Source organism: Anaeromicropila populeti, assembly GCF_900112775.1.
GTDB lineage: Bacteria > Bacillota > Clostridia > Lachnospirales > Lachnospiraceae > Anaeromicropila_A > Anaeromicropila_A populeti.
Genome location: NZ_FOYZ01000014.1, coordinates 66,401 through 88,089, shown reverse-complemented (window position 1 = coordinate 88,089; position 21,689 = coordinate 66,401). Strand labels below are relative to the sequence as shown.

General features: G+C 36.1%; 21 protein-coding genes. 1 reads left to right on the top strand and 20 read right to left on the bottom strand.

Going from position 1 to position 21,689, the window contains the following annotated elements; genetic code table 11:
• Positions 1-84 precede the first annotated feature (84 nt).
• From BM305_RS15560 to BM305_RS15550, 3 genes are read right to left on the bottom strand one after another with little or no spacing between them, the layout of a single operon-like run.
• Positions 85-672, bottom strand: a complete 588-nt coding sequence (locus tag BM305_RS15560) for a cell division protein SepF (RefSeq protein WP_092562832.1) — start codon at positions 670-672, stop codon at positions 85-87.
• A 7-nt stretch (positions 673-679) separates the two neighbouring features.
• Positions 680-1,378, bottom strand: coding sequence for a YggS family pyridoxal phosphate-dependent enzyme (locus tag BM305_RS15555; RefSeq protein WP_092562829.1), 699 nt, complete (start codon positions 1,376-1,378; stop codon positions 680-682).
• A 19-nt stretch (positions 1,379-1,397) separates the two neighbouring features.
• Positions 1,398-2,816 (bottom strand): HlyD family efflux transporter periplasmic adaptor subunit, encoded by a 1,419-nt coding sequence (locus BM305_RS15550; protein WP_092562826.1) that lies wholly within the window; start codon positions 2,814-2,816, stop codon positions 1,398-1,400.
• 132 nt (positions 2,817-2,948) lie between these two features.
• Here BM305_RS15550 and BM305_RS15545 point away from each other — a divergent pair, with 132 nt between their 5' ends.
• A complete protein-coding gene (locus BM305_RS15545; RefSeq protein WP_092562823.1) occupies positions 2,949-3,146 on the top strand; it encodes a DUF378 domain-containing protein in 198 nt (65 codons plus the stop codon).
• An 88-nt stretch (positions 3,147-3,234) separates the two neighbouring features.
• Here the strand turns inward: BM305_RS15545 and BM305_RS15540 are convergent, their stop codons facing one another.
• The 17 genes from BM305_RS15540 to rnhA form a co-directional block, all read right to left on the bottom strand.
• On the bottom strand, positions 3,235-3,654 hold the full coding sequence (locus BM305_RS15540) for a twitching motility protein PilT (protein WP_092562820.1): 420 nt from the start codon (positions 3,652-3,654) through the stop codon (positions 3,235-3,237).
• A 120-nt stretch (positions 3,655-3,774) separates the two neighbouring features.
• Positions 3,775-4,743 (bottom strand): D-alanyl-D-alanine carboxypeptidase family protein, encoded by a 969-nt coding sequence (locus BM305_RS15535; protein ID WP_092562817.1) that lies wholly within the window; start codon positions 4,741-4,743, stop codon positions 3,775-3,777.
• A 50-nt stretch (positions 4,744-4,793) separates the two neighbouring features.
• The gene (mgsA, locus tag BM305_RS15530) at positions 4,794-5,192 is read right to left on the bottom strand and encodes a methylglyoxal synthase (protein ID WP_092562815.1); all 399 of its coding nucleotides are present in this window, start codon (positions 5,190-5,192) and stop codon (positions 4,794-4,796) included.
• 17 nt (positions 5,193-5,209) lie between these two features.
• Positions 5,210-6,370: an FtsW/RodA/SpoVE family cell cycle protein gene (locus tag BM305_RS15525; RefSeq protein ID WP_092562812.1), complete on the bottom strand. Its 1,161-nt coding sequence runs from the start codon at positions 6,368-6,370 to the stop codon at positions 5,210-5,212.
• Positions 6,371-6,382: 12 nt separating this feature from the next.
• Positions 6,383-6,658 (bottom strand): cell division topological specificity factor MinE, encoded by a 276-nt coding sequence (gene minE / locus BM305_RS15520; RefSeq protein WP_092562809.1) that lies wholly within the window; start codon positions 6,656-6,658, stop codon positions 6,383-6,385.
• Between the two features lie 10 nt (positions 6,659-6,668).
• The gene (gene minD / locus BM305_RS15515; protein ID WP_092562806.1) at positions 6,669-7,463 is read right to left on the bottom strand and encodes a septum site-determining protein MinD; all 795 of its coding nucleotides are present in this window, start codon (positions 7,461-7,463) and stop codon (positions 6,669-6,671) included.
• 65 nt (positions 7,464-7,528) lie between these two features.
• Positions 7,529-8,194, bottom strand: a complete 666-nt coding sequence (minC, locus tag BM305_RS15510; RefSeq protein WP_092562803.1) for a septum site-determining protein MinC — start codon at positions 8,192-8,194, stop codon at positions 7,529-7,531.
• 16 nt (positions 8,195-8,210) lie between these two features.
• Positions 8,211-11,075 carry a penicillin-binding transpeptidase domain-containing protein gene (locus tag BM305_RS15505; RefSeq protein WP_092562800.1) on the bottom strand — a complete coding sequence of 955 codons (2,865 nt, stop codon included), beginning with the start codon at positions 11,073-11,075 and terminating at the stop codon, positions 8,211-8,213.
• Positions 11,076-11,078: 3 nt separating this feature from the next.
• Positions 11,079-11,585, bottom strand: coding sequence for a rod shape-determining protein MreD (gene mreD / locus BM305_RS15500; protein ID WP_092562798.1), 507 nt, complete (start codon positions 11,583-11,585; stop codon positions 11,079-11,081).
• A 19-nt stretch (positions 11,586-11,604) separates the two neighbouring features.
• Complete coding sequence (gene mreC / locus BM305_RS15495; RefSeq protein WP_092562795.1) at positions 11,605-12,453, bottom strand: rod shape-determining protein MreC; 849 nt, start codon at positions 12,451-12,453, stop codon at positions 11,605-11,607.
• Between the two features lie 27 nt (positions 12,454-12,480).
• The gene (gene mreB / locus BM305_RS15490) at positions 12,481-13,479 is read right to left on the bottom strand and encodes a rod shape-determining protein (RefSeq protein WP_092562792.1); all 999 of its coding nucleotides are present in this window, start codon (positions 13,477-13,479) and stop codon (positions 12,481-12,483) included.
• 37 nt (positions 13,480-13,516) lie between these two features.
• Positions 13,517-14,215 (bottom strand): RadC family protein, encoded by a 699-nt coding sequence (gene radC / locus BM305_RS15485; protein ID WP_092562789.1) that lies wholly within the window; start codon positions 14,213-14,215, stop codon positions 13,517-13,519.
• A gap of 117 nt (positions 14,216-14,332) precedes the next feature.
• Positions 14,333-15,634: a methionine gamma-lyase family protein gene (locus tag BM305_RS15480; protein WP_092562786.1), complete on the bottom strand. Its 1,302-nt coding sequence runs from the start codon at positions 15,632-15,634 to the stop codon at positions 14,333-14,335.
• A 9-nt stretch (positions 15,635-15,643) separates the two neighbouring features.
• Positions 15,644-16,588 (bottom strand): tRNA (adenosine(37)-N6)-dimethylallyltransferase MiaA, encoded by a 945-nt coding sequence (miaA, locus tag BM305_RS15475; RefSeq protein WP_092562783.1) that lies wholly within the window; start codon positions 16,586-16,588, stop codon positions 15,644-15,646.
• 33 nt (positions 16,589-16,621) lie between these two features.
• Entirely contained in the window at positions 16,622-18,490 is a 1,869-nt protein-coding gene (mutL, locus tag BM305_RS15470) for a DNA mismatch repair endonuclease MutL (protein ID WP_092562780.1), read from the bottom strand.
• A 27-nt stretch (positions 18,491-18,517) separates the two neighbouring features.
• A complete protein-coding gene (gene mutS / locus BM305_RS15465) occupies positions 18,518-21,178 on the bottom strand; it encodes a DNA mismatch repair protein MutS (protein WP_177214761.1) in 2,661 nt (886 codons plus the stop codon).
• A 17-nt stretch (positions 21,179-21,195) separates the two neighbouring features.
• Positions 21,196-21,678: a ribonuclease HI gene (gene rnhA, locus BM305_RS15460; RefSeq protein WP_092562777.1), complete on the bottom strand. Its 483-nt coding sequence runs from the start codon at positions 21,676-21,678 to the stop codon at positions 21,196-21,198.
• Positions 21,679-21,689: the final 11 nt, after the last annotated feature.

Here is a 21,689-nt window from a genome sequence, read left to right as displayed (position 1 = left end):
CTTTTACAATAAAATATATGAATACACAAAATAGAGAGTACTAAGCACGCACTCTCTGATCTGTGAGCAAAGTGGCTGTAAAAACTAAAATTCTTTATTAAGCGTTGGTACAGTTAATCCATCTACTGGTACCAAATCTAAATAGTCACCTGAAATATCAATATTGTCTGGTGAAAAAATAAAAATATACCGTGATATCTGGTGAAGCTTTCCGCTAATTGCATAAACAGCACCTGATATAAAATCCATTATTCTCTGTGCTACATCAGGATCAAACCCTTCCAGGTTAACGACAACTGCCCTTCCAGACAAAAGCATATCACAGATATCCTGAGAATCCTCAAAAGTTGTGGGTTTCATAATACATACTTCCAACCCTTTTGTAGTAGTCCTAATTGGAACAATTTTATTATTAGATGTTCTCTCTGTTCGTACTTTTTCACGACGAGATTCTTGAAAATCTGGTACCTCAACGTCTTTACTGTTTGCTTTCTTTGTACTTTTCCTGTCCGTTGCACTATCCATCTTCTGAGCACGTTCCACTTCCCTAGCCCGGAATCTCTCTTGGCGTGCTAATTCCTTCTCATCCATTTCATCCAGATAATCTTCGTATTCTTCATCTTCATCGCCCAGTTTTAAATATCCAAGAAAATTCTTAATAATATTCGCCATCTCCTAATCAAACTCCTATATTATAATTTCGTTCACCGAATATACCTGTTCCAACGCGAACCATGGTTGCGCCTTCTTCAATTGCAACATCAAAATCGCCTGTCATTCCCATTGACAAAATATCCATATTTACATTATCAATGTTTTTACTTTTAATGTCAACCTGTAAATTTCGCAAATTACGAAAATGTATGCGGTTTTCCTCCGCGTTTTCTACAAAAGGAGCTATTGTCATTAATCCTTTGATAGAAACATTTTCTAGCCTTGAAATCTGTTCAATTAAAGTGACAGCTTCTCCGCTGGTAACTCCATATTTTGAATCTTCACCTGCGATGTTCACTTCGATCAGAATGGGACAAATTACATTTTTCTTTTTCGCTTCTTCATCTATCTGTAAAGCAAGACGAATAGAATCAACTGAATGAATTAAACATACCTTGTCTACAATATATTTTACTTTATTTCGCTGTAAATGTCCAATCATATGCCAATTTAATTCTTTTTTAATAATTTCATACTTATCTACTATTTCCTGGACTTTATTTTCACCAAAATCCCGCATTCCACATTCCATAGCTTCTAAAATCATTTCTACAGGTTTTGTCTTACTCACTGAAATTAGTGTAACCTCATCCCGATTTCTTCCAGCTCTTTTACACGCCTCTTGTATTCTTTTTTCAACCTCAATTAAATTTTCACGTACCAATATCACCACAACTCCTTAGCTATTTAATGATTTCATTCTCCTGTGCAGTCGCTGCATCTAACAAAATATGATCATAATTGGATAAACCATAAGGGGTATCTGGAGCAACTATACAGTATTCCTCATTTTCATATATTTTCTCAATTCGCCGGAAAACACAATATCCTTTATTTACATTAAAAACACCCTCTAATGTGCCAGCCTCTGAAATCTGATACCGTTTTTGTGTTTCTGGATTTCTTATCCAGTCACCCATTTTTACAACTGACTTATCTACAAACACATATTTTTCGTCCTCGTAAAAAATATCAACCGGAAGAAACTGAAAAGTAACATCACCGTTCTCACTATAAAGTTCCTTAACAATTCCCTTCTCATTGGAATCACCGCCCTCTGAAAAGTATTCCTTTGGTATTTTTAAAAACTCTTTCTCAAGTATTGAAGAAACAGGTATTTTTAAACCTTCTGCAGAATTTAAGGATAACTCTATTTCCAAAAAACGATCATTCATATAGCGGATTAGATACTTATTTAAAATCAGTTTGGCAAAAAAAGCATCACCCTTAGTATATGTTGAGAAAGCAACCTTTGTCTTCAGATTGTCCTTCATGAAACGTATGTTTACATAAGTAACAGAAGCACCGTCTTGTTTTTGTACCGTTTCCTTTTCTACCAGCTTATTATACTGTTCCTGGGATAAATTCAAAATAATAGACCAGCTTTCATCTGTTATCAGCTTATAAATGGATGTATTACTATCTGTCACATCGTATGTTCTTAATTGCTGTCTCTCATAATCCTGCTCAAATGTCTCACTTGTTACCTGGTCTTCTTTTATATTCTCAAAACCGTCTAGTGAATATGAAATAATACCGCTTTTTTCTGATTTTACCAATTGAAATGCGGCGGAACTACCAGTTTTATTCAAAATTCCATTCACTTGTTCTGATATGTTTGAGTAATTTAATCCTAGTATTGTATTTTCCATATCATACTTAAAATCTCTTACAACGCTATAGTTGCTTTCATCAAAACTACTTTGAAATGATTTTATCTGATTGCGGATTTTACTATTATCGTCTGAAGATATCTCACGTTCCACTTCTGAACTAGCCAGCTTACTATAAATATCTCCTGTTTCATCGATACTATACACGGTAGAATTTTTTGAAATACGTTCTCCATCTCCTACATAATAGCTTATGTAACCAGCTTTCTTAGAAGTAAACACTTCTTCCTCACGAAGTACAATCCCATAGCAGGAATTATCATCTGCAATTTTCTTTTCTACTACTTCATATAAAGTTAATCTCTTATGACTTAAAAAAGAGATTGCAATAATTAATAAGTAAATAAATAAGAAAAGATATACAATTACTCCGATATTAAAGTGAACTGGCTTGCGATACTTCACGACCTTTTTATTTCTGCTACTCAATGAACAACCTCCTCTTATATCATTTACATTATACTTGCTTTTTTTTTATTTTTAAAGACCCTAATTTAAAAATATGTACATAAGAATTTGATTTTGGGATATGCTAAAAGATGAACGAAAGGAGGTTATCATTTGAAAGCATTAGATTACAGTGCAGTCATTTTAGTAATTATTGGCGCAATAAACTGGGGACTCATAGGATTTCTTAACTTTGACCTGGTAAGTACTCTTTTTGGTAATGCAACTGTTTTTTCAAGAGTTGTTTTTGCAATTGTAGGTATTTGTGGTTTATATTCACTTAGCTTTTTAGGACGTCTAAGCCATGAATAATACAATGCTATTCTTATCATTCTGATAAGAATAGCAAACCACAAGAAATAATGAATTATTTCTTGTGGTTATTCTAATAATTGTTATTTTATAAAGAAACTATAAGAGAAGACTGGTATTCTGCTGGAATATTTTCTTTACTTAATGAAATGCTAATCACAAAATGTACGTTGAACTGTTCTGAGATTTTAGTTAGTTTATCTAGAACTTTTCCTATTTTGTTTTCATCTACGCAGGCAACTTTTAAAAAGCTGTCTACATATATCGTTTCCAAGTCATGGTCTTCTGAGATAATTCCACATATAAAACCTGCAAATTCATCGCTATTTTCAATTAAATAATCCTCTACGTTTACTAACCGCACCTTATTACTCAATTCGTACATGTGCTTATTGCTTTTGTCCAAATACACAATATTTCCCTTAACTTCCAATACATCTTCATTTACTTTAGCAAGTAAAATTTTGGTTTTCCCCTTACCTTTTTCACCGGATATTATTTGTATCATATCTATCTCCTCCTTCATGTCTATTTATTACCATTAGTCCATCACGTTGTATTATATGTATAATTACGGTAGTTTTATGAAATAATTATAGTATATATTATACAAAAATACAACCTTTAATTAACGATTAATCATTTTTAATAAATAGCTCATTTGAGAAAATAAAGCATCTCCACTATCTGTCTTCAGAATAAGAGAGATATACTCATGGTTCTTTTTATCCTTACTATATATCACAACACAAGATCCCGCCTTGCTTGTAGTCCCTGTTTTTCCTCCCAGTACAGTAATCCCATCTGGCATTGCTTCTTTTCCATTAAGATAACGATTTGTTGTAGTAAAAGTCTTTTTCACTGCATTTCCATCTGCGTCTGAATAACTGATATCTACAGAACTGTTGTTAATAATTTTAACAAACTCTTCATGCTTTAGACACTCGTTAAAAAACAGATAAATGTCATATGCAGTAGTATAATGATTGTCATCGTGAAGCCCATGTGGATTTACAAAATTAGAATGAACAGCACCTACCTTTTTTGCTTCTTCATTCATCAGCTGAGCAAATGCTTCTACACTGCCAGCTACATGATCTGCAATAGCAGCCCCAGCATCATTACCAGAATACACCAAAAAAGCAGTAAGCAAATCAAGCAGCTTTATTTTATCCCCTTCCAAAAAGCCGCATTTCTTAGCTCCAGCTTCTGTAATATTAGCAGCATCATGACTTACTGTCACCATTTCAGATAAATCACAGTGTTCTAAAACTACTAAAGCAGTTACAATTTTTGTAATACTTGCAGGATAAACCTTTTCGTATACATTGTCTGCAAAAATAGTTTCCTTATCTGTTATATCCACCAACAATGTTGCAATGCCATTTAAATTACCGTCTTTATCCACATCTTCTTTTAATGGAATCAGGCACAAATCTTCTGAAAATAATTCTTCCGAATCCTCTGCAACCTCATTCGTCATAGCATTTCCCTGAAAGGATGCAGCCGAATCATATGGAATATAAAGCTCAACCTGGTCACAGCCAATCAAAAGCAGTGCGCATAACATACTAAAACTAAGAAGTACTTTTTTCACTTCAGTTCTCCTTCCTGCCCTAGCAAACACAATCTTTTATATTATCTCAATTAGGATTTTAAAATTTCTCTCCAGTCCAAATCTCCACGATCCAGCGCTTTAATTAACAATTCAGCTGTTGCAACATTTGTTGCCAGTGGAATATTGTGGGTATCACAAAGCTGAAAAACATTATTAACGTCAGGCTCATGTGATTTTGGTGATAATGGATCACGTAAAAATATTACTAAGTCAATTTGATTATGTTCAATTTGCGCTCCCAATTGTTGCTCTCCACCAAGATGTCCTGCTAAATACTTGTGAATACTCAAGTTAGTCACTTCTTCTACTAGTCTTCCTGTTGTCCCTGTTGCAAAAATATCATGTTTACTTAAAATCCCGCGATACGCAATGCAAAAATTCTGCATTAATTTTTTCTTTGCATCATGTGCAATCAATCCAATATTCATCTCTATTCCCCCTTTGGTCATAAATTACTCATTGAAAATCCATTTCGGGAGCCTTTCCCTGATTGCAAACCAATATTTATAATCATACCAATTCCTATCATACTGCTAAGGGTAGAACTTAACCCTCTGCTTAAAAACGGCAATGGCAGTCCTGTATTTGGCAATATTCTTGTAGCAACACCGATGTTAGCAAATACCTGAAACATAAACATGGAAGCAATCCCTACAGCAATCATCATTCCTTGATAATCCCGTGATTTTTTTGCAATTAATAAACATTTTATAATAATAGTTGCCAATAATAGAATTATTATACAGCTACCAATAAAACCAAGTTCTTCTCCAATTACAGTAAATATGAAATCGCTTTCCCGCACATCAACCCAGATATAATTACGAACGCCAGAATTGTTATCTACTAGTATTTTTCCAAAAAGGCCACCTGAGCCAATTGCCTGAACAGAATGATTCTGTTGATACATTATAGACTGAGCATATTTTTCTGGATTCATAAATCCAAAAATTCTATCATATTGGTAAGAATGTAATAATTTCTGCCAAGGCTGCTGCACATACCAAAACAAACCAACTATTACAGGAATTCCAACTGCAATAATTGGTAACAGTAACTTATAGCTGATACCAGCAGCAAAAAGCATCATTGCAAAAATAAATACCATAACCATACTAGAAGACAAATCAGATTGTACCAATACAAAAGCTGTAGGTATTATCATAATTAGCGTTGATAAAACTATCACGCGAAATTTATCCATTTGCTGGTTAAATTTTTCAAAAAAAACTGCCAACGTCAAAATTAAAATAATTTTACACACCTCTGAAGGCTGAAAATTAAATCCAATTCTAATCCACCTGTACGAATCAGTACCTAGATCAGTTCCTAATGGTGAAAATTTAGTTGCTGCTACCATCATTGTCCCAACAATATAATATAATATTACAAATTTGCAAATAAAATGATAGTCTATTAATGCGACAACTGTTATAATGAACAATCCAAAGACCAGTCCAATTATCTGACCTTTGAAATAGCTGCCTTTAAATTGCTCGTCCGCAGCAAAACGCACTATATAAGCGCTTATAATGCTAAGAGTAATCACTACCATGAGTAACGAAATATTCAACCGTTTCCAGTCGTATTGCTTAAATTGAAACATATAGAATCATCCTTATTTTTTAGGAGTCTTCAGGTCCTTAATAGGTATGTTTGCATATAATGCAGGAACTGTACCATTATTTCCTTCCGATTCCGTTTGTGTAATTTTAATATCTAATCCCTCAGCATCAATTTCTACATATTTAGAAATTACATTAATAATATCGTTTTTAATCTGCTCCATAATTTCAGGAGAACAGTTTGCCCGATCAGATACTAAGACTAATTTTAACCTATCTTTAGCTACGTTTCCAGAAGACTTTTTTTTAAAAAATTCTGCTAATCCCATCTCCTACCTCCTAGTTGTTCTTTTTGAAAATACTTGCAAGTTTCGCTAATAAACCACTCTTTCCACTAAGATCTAGTAAAGGTACTTGTTCACCAATTACCCGGCGGCAAATGTTCATATATGCCTGGCCTGCAAGAGAATCATTTCCAACTAAAGGTTCACCTTGATTTGTAGATACAACAATATTTTCATCATCTGGTACTACACCAATGAGATCCACTGCAAGAATCTCAACCACATCATCACTGGACATCATATCGCCACGCTTTACCATATCACTACGTAAACGATTCACAATAAGATGTGTACTCTTGATTTCATTTGCTTCTAAGAGACCAATAATACGATCTGCATCACGAACGGCAGAAACTTCTGGCGTCGTCACAACTAAAGCACTATCCGCACCAGCAATGGCGTTCTTAAAGCCTTGCTCAATTCCAGCCGGACAATCCATTAGTATGTAGTCGAATTCCTCACGCAATTCATCTGCGAGCTTTTTCATCTGTTCCGGATTAACCGCCGTTTTATCTCTTGTCTGAGCAGACGGCAGTAAATACAGATTTGGATATCTCTTATCCTTAATAAGAGCCTGCTTAATTCTACAATTACCTTCCACCACATCAACTAAGTTATAGACAATGCGATTTTCTAATCCCATAACCACATCAAGATTTCGTAGTCCTATATCAGTGTCAATCAACACTACTTTTTTCCCTAATTTAGCTAATCCAGTTCCAACGTTTGCTGTAGTAGTCGTTTTTCCAACGCCACCTTTTCCTGAAGTTATTACGATTACTTCTCCCATTACAATTCCTCCATATTACATTACTTAATAAATTAGTTCAATGGAATTAAGAATTCCATTGAATTTTACAAATGAATATCATTAATAACATCCTTACTTAATGGCTCAATATAGATGTTACCATCTTCCACAAAAGCTATTTTCGTTTCCTTTTGAACTTTTTTCTCCTTTTTATCTGGTGAACGTGCAATTAAATCTCCTATCCGTATTTGGACAGGATCCATTTCAAGTGCAACCACAAAAGCTTTCGTATTACCAGCTGCACCAGCAAATACATTTCCCTTCAGTGCACCTAAAATAATGATATTTCCTTTTGAAACAACCTTTGCACCATTATTCACATCTCCAATAACAATAATGCTTGTCTCAACTTCCAGTACTTGTCCAGAGCGAAGATTCCCCTTATAGAACTGCCCAGTGTTGGAACTAAGTTCCATAAGCTTTTCGTTTAATGTTTTTTCAAATAAGTGTTCTTTTCTCTCGTCTGTATCAACAATACAAACGATATTCAAATCAGAATTATCATTTATAATATTCAAAAGAACTCTCTGTTCATCATTTGACAGGACGCGCCCTTCAAAGCTAAGTGCCATTGTAGCATCTCCTAAAAACTTTGCTGATTGTTGAAACTTAACAGCCACATGCTCCGCCAATTCACCAAAATCCATTTCACTATCTAGTACTACGATAATCCCTGATTTTGTGCCCTTGATTATTACCGAGTTGTTCATAACAGCCCCCTTAATCCTAATCTTGAAATCCTGGAGAGTCTAATTCTGGTTTATCTACTTTACTCTCAAGCATTTTCTTTTTGTCCTTTTCATTACTAAAATAATATTTATAAACATCTCTTGCTACTTCCGCAGCATTACTTGATTTATATCCATTTGGAATAACAGCAGTCACAGAAATCTCCGGATTTTCATAAGGTGCAAAGGAAATAAATAACGCATGATTAGGATTGGACTTATTTAACTGGGCTGTTCCAGTTTTACCAGCCACAACCTTATCTAAATCCTTAAATAAACTTGAAATAGAGCTTTCTGGTCCATTCACAACCTTATACATTCCCAAAGTCACTTCATCCCAAGTCTGCTCATGAATCTGCACCTGATTAAGCACCTCGGCCTTTTTATCCAGAACCACTGCACCACTGACATCTTTTATCTTATCTGTAATCGTTAAATTATAACAGGTTCCCCTGTTTGCTACTGTTGTAACATATCTAGAAAGCTGAATCGGAGTGAGCAGATTATCTCCCTGTCCAATCATAGTCCGTACAGCATCTCTGTTTGAAATATTTGGTTCCTCCTCTGATAATTCAATTCCTGACTTAGCTGATAAACCTAATATATCAGCGTATTTCTGAATTAACTTAAGTCCCTTATCGCTTATATAATTGCCATTGCTGTCCTGGCTCATCTTATATGCTAATTCATAGAAAAAATAATTACAAGAGACACCAATTGCATCTGAAACATCAACTTTTCCATGAGAGGTTGAACTCCAGCAACGCGCAGATGGTGTGATTTTATCAAAAACAACCTTATCGTAAATCGTTTCATTATAACCAATAATTCCTTCCTCTAATGCCAAAATAGAGGAAAGTATCTTAAAGGTAGAACCAGGCGCAGTTGTCTGCTTTGTTGCACGGTTCATAAACGGATACGACTGGTTTGTCTGCAAAGTAGTAAAGTATTCTGAGTCAATTGTATTGGCAAGCTTATTATTATCGTAACTTGGATAAGTTACACAAGCTCTCACTTCACCTGTCTCTACATCTGTCACAACAATTGAACCCGAGCACGGTTTTAGTGCTAACTGTGCAGGCGTAATGTCCAAGTTCTTAATTTTATCAAGTATAAAATTGTAGGCAGAAATTGTACCATTATTTAATGCAGCAATTTCCTCCTCTTTATATTCTATCACACCTTGTTCAAATAATAAAAGACAAATTTCTTTTCCTGTCAATTTAAATGAATAAATTAATGCATGATATATTTTCTTATTAAAAGCTGTATCCTTTTTTAAAAGTTCAATCGTGTACTCTATCAGCTTTGTATACAATTCTTCTGTGCTATAATACTCATCTCCTATGTCCAGCTGTTCTAAATCAATCCAGTTATTTGCCAAAGCATATTGTAAAAATTCGCTTAAACTGATTTTCCCATTGGAATAGTCCTTATAAACGGAATCATCCGTATCTACTAAACTACTTAAAAGAAGTTCATTATCCTTTAAAACTGTATACACATAATCTAAATACTCCTGATATTCCTCTGATAAAGACGAAGTCGCTGCGGTACTGTGAAATGATAAATACGTTTTCATCTGCTTCATTACAGCTTTTTGCTTACTTAAAAATTTCTCATATACTGCCTTTTCTACGTCAGTAGCATATTCATCCTGAAATTTATTAATGTTTATGACATTGTTATCAATCAGTGCGTAATATACATCGTAAATAGGAATCGTTATATTGTCCGCTGAAATCCCTTTTGATCCAGAATCCGTTCCATTATGAATCTTAGAAATCAAAATACCAGCAATCTGCTTTTCCAGTAACTGATAGCAAGCCTTTTGCAGATTTGCATCAATGGTAAGATAAATATTGTTACCAGCAATCGGTTCAACACGGTCACTAGTTGAAACAACACGGTTATTTTCATTTTTTGTAATAGTTTCAGTACCCTTCACACCACGGAGATAGTCCTCATAAATGCTTTCAAGACCTGTTTTGCCTATTTGGTCTGTTGCACTGTAATACGTATTCCCCTCATCCTCCATATCCTGCAAGGTCTCTGCTGAAATAAGACCTGTATAACCTAATATATGGGCAAAGTATTCACTATCATTATACACCCGTCTAGTCTCTTCCACTACCTCAACTCCAGGAAGAATATCACTGTATTCCTTCAATGCTGCAACCGTTACCTGACTCAAATCATTGGCAATTGTAATTGGCACATAATTATCCAGCTGCCTGCTCCATGTTTCAATAAACATAATATAACGGATTGTCATAATATCAAGAGCTTCTTCTACGGTATACTCTTCACCTATGCCAAACTTTGGGCTGTTGCTTTCTGTGCTGAACCGTATAAAATCAAAAACCTCTTCTGCCGTAGCATTTTTCATCTCTTCGGTCAGTTCATCAACAGATTTTGCTGAGTAAATATCTCTTTTAAATCGAAGTTCTGAATTGCCCTCTACCTTGAAATATAAATTACCATCTTCATCCAGTCCAATGGGAAAATCATAAGCAATTTCATCATCATTTTTTTTCAGCAGCTGAACTAGCTTATATATCATAGCATTTTTTTCATCATTTGTTTTTAATTCACCTGTATCCTCCAAAACAATAGAATAAGAAAGTTCATTATAAGCTAACAACACACCGTTCCTATCATAAATATTGCCTCTGGTAGCTTTTATTTCATTTGTCTTTTCCACTCTCTTATCTGTATTTTCCTGGTACTCCTCCCCTTTCACAATTTGAAGAGTGAATATCCGATAAATCAAAACACCAAACAGACAGAAAAATATGAGAGCAATTGGCAGTAGTCTGGATTTCAATATTTTTTTCAATTCATCTAAAATAGTATCAAGCAAAACCTAACCCTCCCTTTGTTCAAATCGTTCCAATAAACCATTGATGCTATGTAGCAGTTTGTAAAAAACTAAAGCAACAAGCAGCGTGTAAACCAACTCTGGTAAAATAATTCTTCTTAAATAAAATAAGAAATTCAAACGGTTCCGTAGTAAAAAGGAAATAATATAATAAAATATATTATATAATAAATCGCTTGCCCCAATCAAAAAAATCGGCAGCGTATAGTCGTCTTTAAAGTAAATCATATGGGCATACCCACTTAGGTAACCAACTGTCAGAAACAACAAAGCATATAATCCTATTACATCTCCATACATACAGTCTACTAATAAACCGCACGTAAAACCAACCAATAACGCCTCTACTCTTCCTCGCATGTAACCAGCTGCCGCCGTAACAATAAGTAATAAATTAGGGACAACATCTGCCAATGCTAACATCTTAAAAGCCGTTGTCTGTAAAAGAAAGCTTATCATAATCAATATTGCTGTCACAAGTACACGTACCATAATATATCCTTTCTAATTTTTAATAATTTTCTTCCATTACCTGTGTGATTACAAGAACGGTATCTAATTTATCAAAATTGACTGCTGGTACTAAGTAACCTGATTTTGTCAAATTAGAAGGATCTACAGTAATATCTTCAATATATCCGATTAGAATACCTGGAAGATATCGCGGACTATAATTCGACGTAACAACCTCATAACCATCCTTGGCTTTTGACGATTTATCTAAATCCTCGATTTCAATGCGTCCGTCATCAATCAATTCAAGATTTCCGCGGACATTACAAATATCTGAAGTCTTTAAAATCATTCCTGTCACGTTACTTCGATCGTCAATGATAGAACGTACTACCGAATTATTATGATTGCACTCAACAATAATTCCTACCAGTCCATCACCTGCCATAACGTTCATACCTGCTGAAAACCCGTCATTGGTTCCTTTATCAATTGTAAACTGATAGTACCAGTTCCCTGGTTCCTTAGAAATAATTCTGGCCGCTACTTTTGGATATTCGGTATATTTCTGATCTAACTCATAAAGCTCCCGTAAACTATCTAATTCATACTTGTCTAATTGAAGCATCTTATTTTCATTTGAAATAGTATCCAGTTTTTCCTTTAACTCGTTGTTTTCATCCTGTAGCTTTTTCATCGTTGTAATCATTTCTGTTTTATCTGTAATCCAGCTTCCAACCGAATTAATTCCATTTTGCATTGGAGTAAAAAAATCACTTACAACGGTCTTAACTGGCTGAACCTTTTCTGTATATCGGAATGATATAAAAATAAGAATAATACAGATGATAAAAAAACCGATTAATACATATTTAGGATTAACAGAAAATTTAGTTTTTCTTCTCATAATGACTCACATCCTCATGTTTCTTTATCAAAATTGTATTTGTTTCTTGGAAGCAGCTTCCTCGATAATTACACCTAATCCATTTACAACTGAATTCTCACAGTCATCTGATACATTCACTTCTAATTCTGTTTCAGCAGCAATTAGTTTCTCTAATCCGCTTATTTTTGCAGAACCACCTGTGATATAAATTCCAGCATCAATTATATCAGATGAAATTTCTGGCGGGGTTCTTTCCAATATCATTTTAATAGAATCTACAATTGTATGAAGATGCTCATTAATAGATTCATTCACTAACTCTGCATTAATTAATGTTTCCTTCGGCAATCCAGTTACAACATCCCGCCCGTAGATACGGATAGCATTATCTTTTGAACCCATCGCAGAAGCAAGTTCTTTTTTTATTATTTCTGAAGTTTTTCCACCAATATAAAGGTTGTAATGCTTCTTTACTGCCAGCTGAATGGATTCATCCAATTTATTACCACCGATTGGAATCAGCTTGGTCAGTACTATCCCACTTATTGACATAATCGCAATTTCCGTTGTGTCAGCACCAATGTCCACAGTCATAACGCCTCTTGCAGTTGCCACATCAAGTCCAATTCCCAGTGCAGCAGTAATTGGCTTTTCAATCAGCTTAACATCTTTGGCTTTTCCAACTGAATTTTTTACAAGGTCTACAAAAGCCCTTCTTTCTACTTCAGTAATATTAGTTGGTACTGCAATCAGAAAATCCGAGGAACCAGATCCTCCTTTTTTCCCAAAAGCTTTTTTTAAAAAGTAATCTAATAGCATCTGCATATTAGCAATTTCTGCAATTACACCATTTTTCATTGGGTATGAAACCATAATATTCTCTGGTGCTTTTTCAAGCATATCATACGCTTCATTGCCTCCGGCGTAGAATTTTTTCTTTTGCGTTGCAATTACATTTTTTTCATCCAAAACAAGACCTTCGCCTTTTTTGTATATTTTAATCATGCTTGTCCCAAAATCGATTCCAAACATTCTTCTTGCCATAAAGTGTCTCCTTCCAAGAAAGCAATTAAGTCCTCTTCTATATTAATTCTTTTTCTCTCATGCTTACATATTGATTATCACCAATAATAATGTGATCTATAAGCTGTATTCCTAATAAAATTCCTGCTTCCTTAATTCGTTTTGTGGTAATAATGTCTTCTTTACTGGGAGTAGGATCGCCACTAGGATGATTATGCAGTAATATAATCTGTACGGCATGGTATTGAAAGGCACAAACAAATATTTCCCTTGGATCACTAATTGTCATATTGACTGTTCCAGTAGAAATAACCAAATCCTTGATTAAATTACTCTTTGTATCCAGTAAAATCAACACTAGATTTTCCTTTTCAAGAAAGCGCATTTCAGGCATATAATATTCTGCAACTAACCGGGGATGCCGAAAAGATAGAACGGACTTCCGCTCCATCTGGTTCATCCGCTTTGCCAGTTCACTGATACAGATTAATTGGGTTGCCTTAACGGTTCCAATTCCATGAATGCCCATTAACTGTTCCATGGAAATATAATTTAAACCAACCAGGCCATTATAATTCTTTGATAAATTTAAAACCTTGTGGGCTAGTTCTACACAACGTTCTTTCTTAGAGCCGACCCGGATGATAACTGCCAGAAGCTCTGCATCGGATAAAAATTTTGGACCAAACTTTCTGCATTTTTCATATGGTCTTTCCGATTCGGGCAGTTCTTTAATTGTATAATGTTCATTCTGCATATGCTCTCCTATCCCCTCAAGCATACACCATCAAAACCCTATCCAACATTTTAACACAATCATCCAATTTTGTATACAACCTTACCAGCAAAAATTATGATTGTTTTATGACAAATTTCACACATTTATTAATTTTTTATCAACCATTTTCTGCAATGACATCATAATTCCTACCTTTGCATGATACCAGGTAAGGCCTCCCTGAAAGTACACAGCATAGGGCGGCATAATCGGAGCATCTGCACTTAATTCAATAGAAGAACCCTGAATAAATGCCCCAGCGGCCATAATAACATCCGATGTATAACCTGGCATTGCCCATGGTTCTGGCGTGACGAAGCTGTCTACAGGTGCCGCTGCCTGTATTCCTTTACAAAATGCAATAATAGCTTCTTCTGATCCCAGCGTTACCGCTTGTATTATGTCGTATCTCTCCTCTGTTCCATTTGGTATTACAGGAAAGCCAAGCTTTTCATATATATTAGCAGCGAATACAGCCCCCTTTAAAGCTCCAGCTGTCACGGTAGGAGCTAAAAAAAGTCCCTGGAAAAATGACTGGTTGATTCCCAGTGTTGCCCCAACCTCTTTTCCCAGACCAGGAGCGGTAAGGCGGTAGGCACATTGCTCCACATACTCCTCTTTACCTACTATATACCCGCCAATTGGTGCAAGGCCGCCTCCAGGATTTTTAATCAAAGAGCCTACACATAAATCGGCTCCAACTTCTGTTGGTTCTTTTAACTCAACAAATTCACCATAGCAATTATCAACCATACAGATTACATCGGGCTTTATTTTTTTTACAAAAGAAATTAATTCTCCTATTCGTTCCACCGATAAGGTTGGCCTTGTCTGATATCCCTTTGAACGTTGAATCGTAATTAGCTTTGTACGTTCATTTATGGCTTTTCTAATTCCGTCAAAATCAAAGGCACCATCCTCTAATAGATCCACCTGGGCATAGGTAATCCCATACTCACGCAACGCCCCTCTTCTTTTTTTACTTCCCTGATCTGTTATGCCAATCACACCCTCTAATGTATCATAGGGCTTGCCCACAGGGGACAGCAGTTCATCTCCTGGCCGTAAATTTGCCGCTAATGCAACCGTCAATGCATGGGTCCCACACGTCAGCTGAGGTCTTACTAAAGCGGCTTCTGTTCTAAATACATCTGCATACACAGCCTCCAATGTTTCACGGCCTAAATCGTTATATCCATATCCCGTTGAAGCACTAAAATGAATATCACTTAACTTGTTTTTCTGCATAGCAAGTAAAACTTTCATCTGATTGTATTCTGCAACCTTATCTATTTTCTGAAATCTAGATTTTAAATTAGTTTCAATTGATGAACAAAATTCAAAAACTCCCTTTTCTATTCCAGCCTGTTCATAAATGTATTTCATTGTATCTTCCATTTCTTCCTCCTAAATAATTTCCCTTTGTAATAATATTTCTTTCATTTTTTCCAGAATTCGTGCATCATCTTGTCCAAATTCTTCTTTATTCAGCCAAAGTACTTCCTTTTCCCTTCGGAACCAGGTAAGCTGTCGTTTCGCAAAATGTCTGGTTTCTCTCTTTATCAAATATATAGCTTCCTCTAACGAATAGTCTCCCTTCAGGTATCGTATCATTTCCTTATAGCCGATTCCCTGCATAGAAACCATTTCTTCGTGATATCCCTTTTCCATTAATGCAGCAACTTCCTCCACAAGTCCCTTCTCCACCATTTTATCAACCCGCAGATTAATCCGTTCATATAATTGCTCCCTGTTGTCAGTCAGAACAAAGTATACAAAATTATACGGGGAACTTCTCTGCCTCTCTGTGGCATTATGCTGTGAAATTGGCATTCCCGTTTTTTTATAGAACTCTAATGCCCGAATGGTTCGTTTTATATTATTTTCATGGATAATCTGGCAGGACGCTGGATCTACTTCTTTCAGCATAGCATGAAGAAAACTGGCACCGTTAATTTGTGCCAGATGTTCCAGCTCCTCCCTGTATGCCATATCGGCATCATTTTCTTCAAAAGCAACATCATAGAGCAGTGCCTGGATATAAAACCCTGTGCCTCCTGCCACAATAGGTATTTTCCCTCTCTGATATATTTCATCCAAATATTTCAATGCATAGTTCTGGAATAGAACAATATTAAAATCATCGGATGGTTCCAGTACATCTATTAGATAATGAGGAACTCCCTGCATTTCCTCTTTTGTTATTTTCGCAGTTCCAATATTCATGTCCTTATAAACCTGCATGGAATCCGCTGAAATAATTTCTCCCCCTATTTCCTTAGCAAGTGCGATGGACAAATCTGTTTTACCTACCGCAGTTGGACCCGTTAAAATAATTAATGGTTTCTTCATAGCTTAACTCCATTCTGTACAAAATGCAATTTCTTAAATAATTCTCTTGAATTTCTTTTCGATTTCCTGCTTCGACATAGAAATAATGGTTGGTCTTCCATGTGGACAGTGATAAGGATTTTCTAATTTCAGCAGGCTGCCAATCAGCGTTTCGGCTTCGGCAAAGGAAAGCTTGTTGTTCCCTTTTACAGCTGCCTTGCATGACATAGAAGCTGCTTTTTCCAATACAGTCTCCAATGTTGTATCCTTGCTCTCTTCCCCTAGCTTATCTATCAAATCCATAAAAACTTCTTTTTCTGCAAGTCCCAGAAAATCTGCTGGCACCCCATAAATAGCATATTCTTTGCCGCCAAATGGTTCAAATTCAAAACCAATGTTACGAAAATGTTCTTGATTCTGAAGCAGTACCTGTTCTTCTTTCATTCCCAATGTTACAACAAGGGGCGGATTCAACATCTGTGTATGTGCTTCCTTTTCCTGTATCAGTTTCATATTCTTTTCAAACAGCACCTTCTCATGTGCCGCATGCTGGTCTATCAAAAACATTTTATCTTCAAATTCCACAATCCAATAAGTGGAAAATAGTTGTCCGATAATCCTGTGCTGCGGCACTGATTCAGGTTCCAAAAGCTTCTTTTCAAATAAATTTATCTGCTCCGAATAAACTGGCTCTTCTTTGATAATAAAATGCTCTATACCGCCAAAGTCTTCTTTTACTGGGGTAGCTGGTTTTGCTGGAAATTCTGGTCTTACTGGAAGTTCTGGTCTTGCCACCACGTCTGACTTTACAGATATTTCTGGCGTGATAGTTTTTATTGCCTGCAATCTTTCTTTTTCAAACGGCTCTGGAATAGCTTGTGCTTCTTTCCTCTTTTCCTTCCCTTTTTCCTCAAAATCAATTTCAGGAATAAACTCCTTTCCTACTAAAACGTCATGGAGTGCTTCATAAATAAGTCCATATAAAACCTGGCTGTCGTGAAACCGAATTTCCATCTTTGTTGGATGTACATTTACATCAATCCATTCACTGGCGACCATAAAGTTTAATGCTGTAAATGGATAGCGGTGGGCCATGGAAAAAGGCCGATATGCCTCCTCAATTGCTTTATTAATGACAGAACTCTTTACATATCTTCCATTAATAAAATAAGTCATATAGCTTCGGTTTCCTCTGGAAACAACTGGTTTTCCAATAAATCCTTCTATTGATACAATTCCTTCCTCCCTGTTTACAGTAAGAAGCTCTTTTGTAATATCCTTTCCATATATCTGATAAATAATATCCCTAACACTGCCATTTCCCGACGTATACAGCTTTGTCTGATTATTTGAAATAAACTTAAACGATATTTGAGGATGGGAAATCGCTAGTTTTTCCACAACTTCGTTGATATAACTTGATTCAGTCATTGGTGATTTCAAAAACTTGCGCCTGGCTGGAGTGTTGTAAAATAGATTCCGAATTAAAAAGGTGCTTCCCTCTGGACAGCCGATTTCCTCCATTGTTTTTTCTTCTCCGCCTTCTATCAAATAGCGGACACCAACTAATTCATCCCCTGTTTTTGTGATAAGCTCTACCTGGGCAATGGATGCAATACTTGCCAGTGCTTCTCCTCGGAACCCCAGGCTTGCTACATGGAGCAAATCCTCCACGTTACGTATTTTACTGGTAGCGTGTCTTTTAAAGGCAAGGGGAATATCTTCTTTTGGAATTCCACACCCGTTGTCCGTAATCCGAATCAGAGTTGTTCCGCCTTCTTTCACTTCAACGGTAATAAAAGATGCACCCGCATCCATAGCATTTTCTACTAGTTCTTTCACCACTGCCGCCGGACGTTCTATGACCTCTCCAGCCGCTATTTTATTAATCGTACTTTGATCCAACAACATAATATTTGACATGGTATCACTCTTTCTATTACAATGAAACTATTTTTTTACCCTTTGCTGTAATTCATACAATTTATTTAATGCTTCAATTGGCGTAAGCTGCATTACATCCAAAGTTTTTAATTCCTCCCATAACTCTTCCTGTTCTTTATTGGTCTCTGAACGCATGGAAAAATTCTGAAAGAAGCTTATTTGTCCCTCTACCTCGGCTTTCTCTACCGTTTTCTTTTGTTTTGGTAGTGGTTTCTCTTCTGCTTCTTTTGTCTGAATTGTAATTGTGTGTTCTTCTAAATCCCTAGCAATTTCTCTTGCTCTTTTTAATACCGTTTCTGGTACACCAGCAAGCTTTGCCACCTGAATTCCATAGCTTTTATCGGCTCCCCCCTGCACGATTTTACGCAAAAACACAATGTCTTCTCCCTGTTCTTTTACCGCAATACAATAGTTATTTACGCTATCCAGCTTTCCTTCCAAATCTGTCAATTCATGATAATGTGTTGCAAAAAGCGTTTTCGCCCCAAGAACAGCGGGATTAGCAATATGCTCCACCACAGCCCATGCAATACTTAACCCATCAAAGGTACTGGTGCCTCTTCCGATTTCATCCAAAATTAACAAACTATTGTTGGTTGCATTTCTTAAAATATTGGATACCTCTGTCATTTCTACCATAAAGGTGCTTTGTCCTGAAGCCAAATCATCCGATGCACCTACTCGGGTAAAAATCCGATCCACGATTCCAATATCCGCTTTTTTAGCTGGAACGAAGCTTCCAATCTGAGCCATTAATACAATCAATGCGGTCTGCCTCATATAAGTTGATTTACCCGCCATATTAGGACCAGTTATAATGGATACACGATTTTTATTATTATTCAGATACGTATCGTTACTGACAAACGAATCATTAGGCAGCATTTTTTCAACAACTGGATGACGGCCTTCTTTTATATCAATAATCCCTTTCTCATTAATAGCTGGTCTTACAAAGCTATTTTGTTGTGCCACCAGTGCAAGAGAAGCAAATACATCTACTCCTGCGATAGCCTTTGCTGTTTCCTGAATTCTTTTTACTTCATTACCGATTCGATCCCGAACTTCACAAAATAGCTGATATTCCAGAGAAAATAATTTATCCTCTGCCCCTAAAATCACATCCTCAAGTTCCTTCAATTCACTTGTAGTGTATCGCTCTGCATTTGCTAACGTCTGCTTTCTTGTCCATGTATCTGGAACCAGATTTTGATAGGAGTTGGTAACTTCTAGATAATAACCAAATACTTTATTATATTTTACTCGTAAGTTTTTAATTCCCGTCTGCTCCCGCTCTCTTGCTTCTAACTGGGCCAGCCACGTTTTTCCTTCTGTTTTTGCCTTCCGAAGCTTGTCTACCTCCTGGTGGTATCCTTCTTTAATTATGCCGCCTTCCTTTACAGCAATAGGAGGTTCTTCCACAATGGCTGTGCCGATTAACTCACATAAATCTTCCAGAGAATCCATTTTTTCATTCAACTCTTTTAATGACTTCTTTTGAAACGTGTTCAATAAATACTTAATATGTGGTACCATGGCAATAGAGCTTTGAAAGGCAATCAGATCCCTTGGGTTCGCTGATTTGTAGGTGATTTTACTAATGAGTCTTTCCAAATCATAGACTGGGCTTAAATATTCTCTCAGTTCTTCCCGCGTAATCATCTGCTGATTTAGTTCTTCTATGGCATCTAGACGGTGGTTTATTTCCACTGACTCCACTAGTGGCTGTTCTATATAATTCCGAAGCAGTCTGGCACCCATTGCCGTTTTTGTCTTATCCAATACCCAAAGTAAAGAACCCCTTTTCTGCTTCTCCCGCAGTGTCTCAACTAATTCCAAATTTCTTCTGGTGGAACTGTCTAAAAGCATAAACTTACTGGTAATATACGGAGTAATAGACGTCAGATGCGTCAAAGCATTTTTTTGCGTTTCCAGTAAATACTGCATAATGACACCAGCAGCAACCACTCCTACATTAAAATCCTTTAATCCTAGTCCATCTAGCTGTGAAACAGAAAAGTGCTCCTTTAAGCTTCTTTTACAAATCTCCTCATCAAAATACCAGTTTTCCAATGCAGAAACAGCAATGGATAACCGATTTCTTAAATCATCAATATCAAGTCCCGACATAAAAAAAGAATCATTACAAATGATTTCACTTGGCATATATTTATAGATTTCGTCCAGCAACTTACGGTTGGAGTCAACCTCTGTTACAAAATAATCACCTGTTGTAACATCTACAGCCGATACACCATAACAGTTATCAATATAAACAATTCCCATTAAATAATTATTCTTAGTCTCATCCAGCATCTGTGTATTCAGATTAGTGCCAGGAGTTACAATTCTTACAACTTCCCGTTTCACAATTCCTTTTGCCGCTTTTGGATCCTCAACCTGTTCACAAATCGCAACCTTGTATCCTTTTCCAATTAACTTACTTAAATAAGTATCCACTGCGTGGTAAGGAATACCGCACATTGGTGCCCGGTCCTCCTGACCACAATTTTTCCCTGTCAGCGTAATTTCAAGCTCTTTTGAGCAGGTAACTGCATCCTCAAAAAACATTTCATAAAAATCACCTAACCGGTAAAATAAAATACAGTCCTTGTATTGTTCCTTTGTTTCCATATATTGCTGCATCATTGGTGTTAACTTTACCATTTCCTTACCCCTTTGAATTAAACTGTAGTATCAACAACATCCTCTAGCAAATGGTTTCCATCCGCTGCTGTTGTTGCTAAATAATCGCATCTTTCATTCATTGGATGCCCATTATGTCCTTTTACCCACGTAAACTTCACATGATGAGGCTCCTTTGCCTTTAACAGCCGTTTCCACAAATCCACATTTTTAACAGGTTCATTCTTGCCCCGTTTCCAGCCTTTTTTGATCCAGCCATCAATCCAGTGTTCATTGAATGCTTTAATTACATATTGTGAATCCGAAAAAATTTCTACTTCACAAGGTTTGATTAACGCCTCCAGACCTATAATGACAGCCAGTAATTCCATTCTATTATTGGTTGTTTTCCGATATCCTGCCGAAAGTTCTCTTTTGTGTTCTGTTCCATGAGAGTCCACATAAACTAATATTGTTCCATATCCTCCTGGACCATCTGGATTTCCTCTTGCTGCACCATCTGTGTAGATTTTAACTTCCATATTGACTCCTT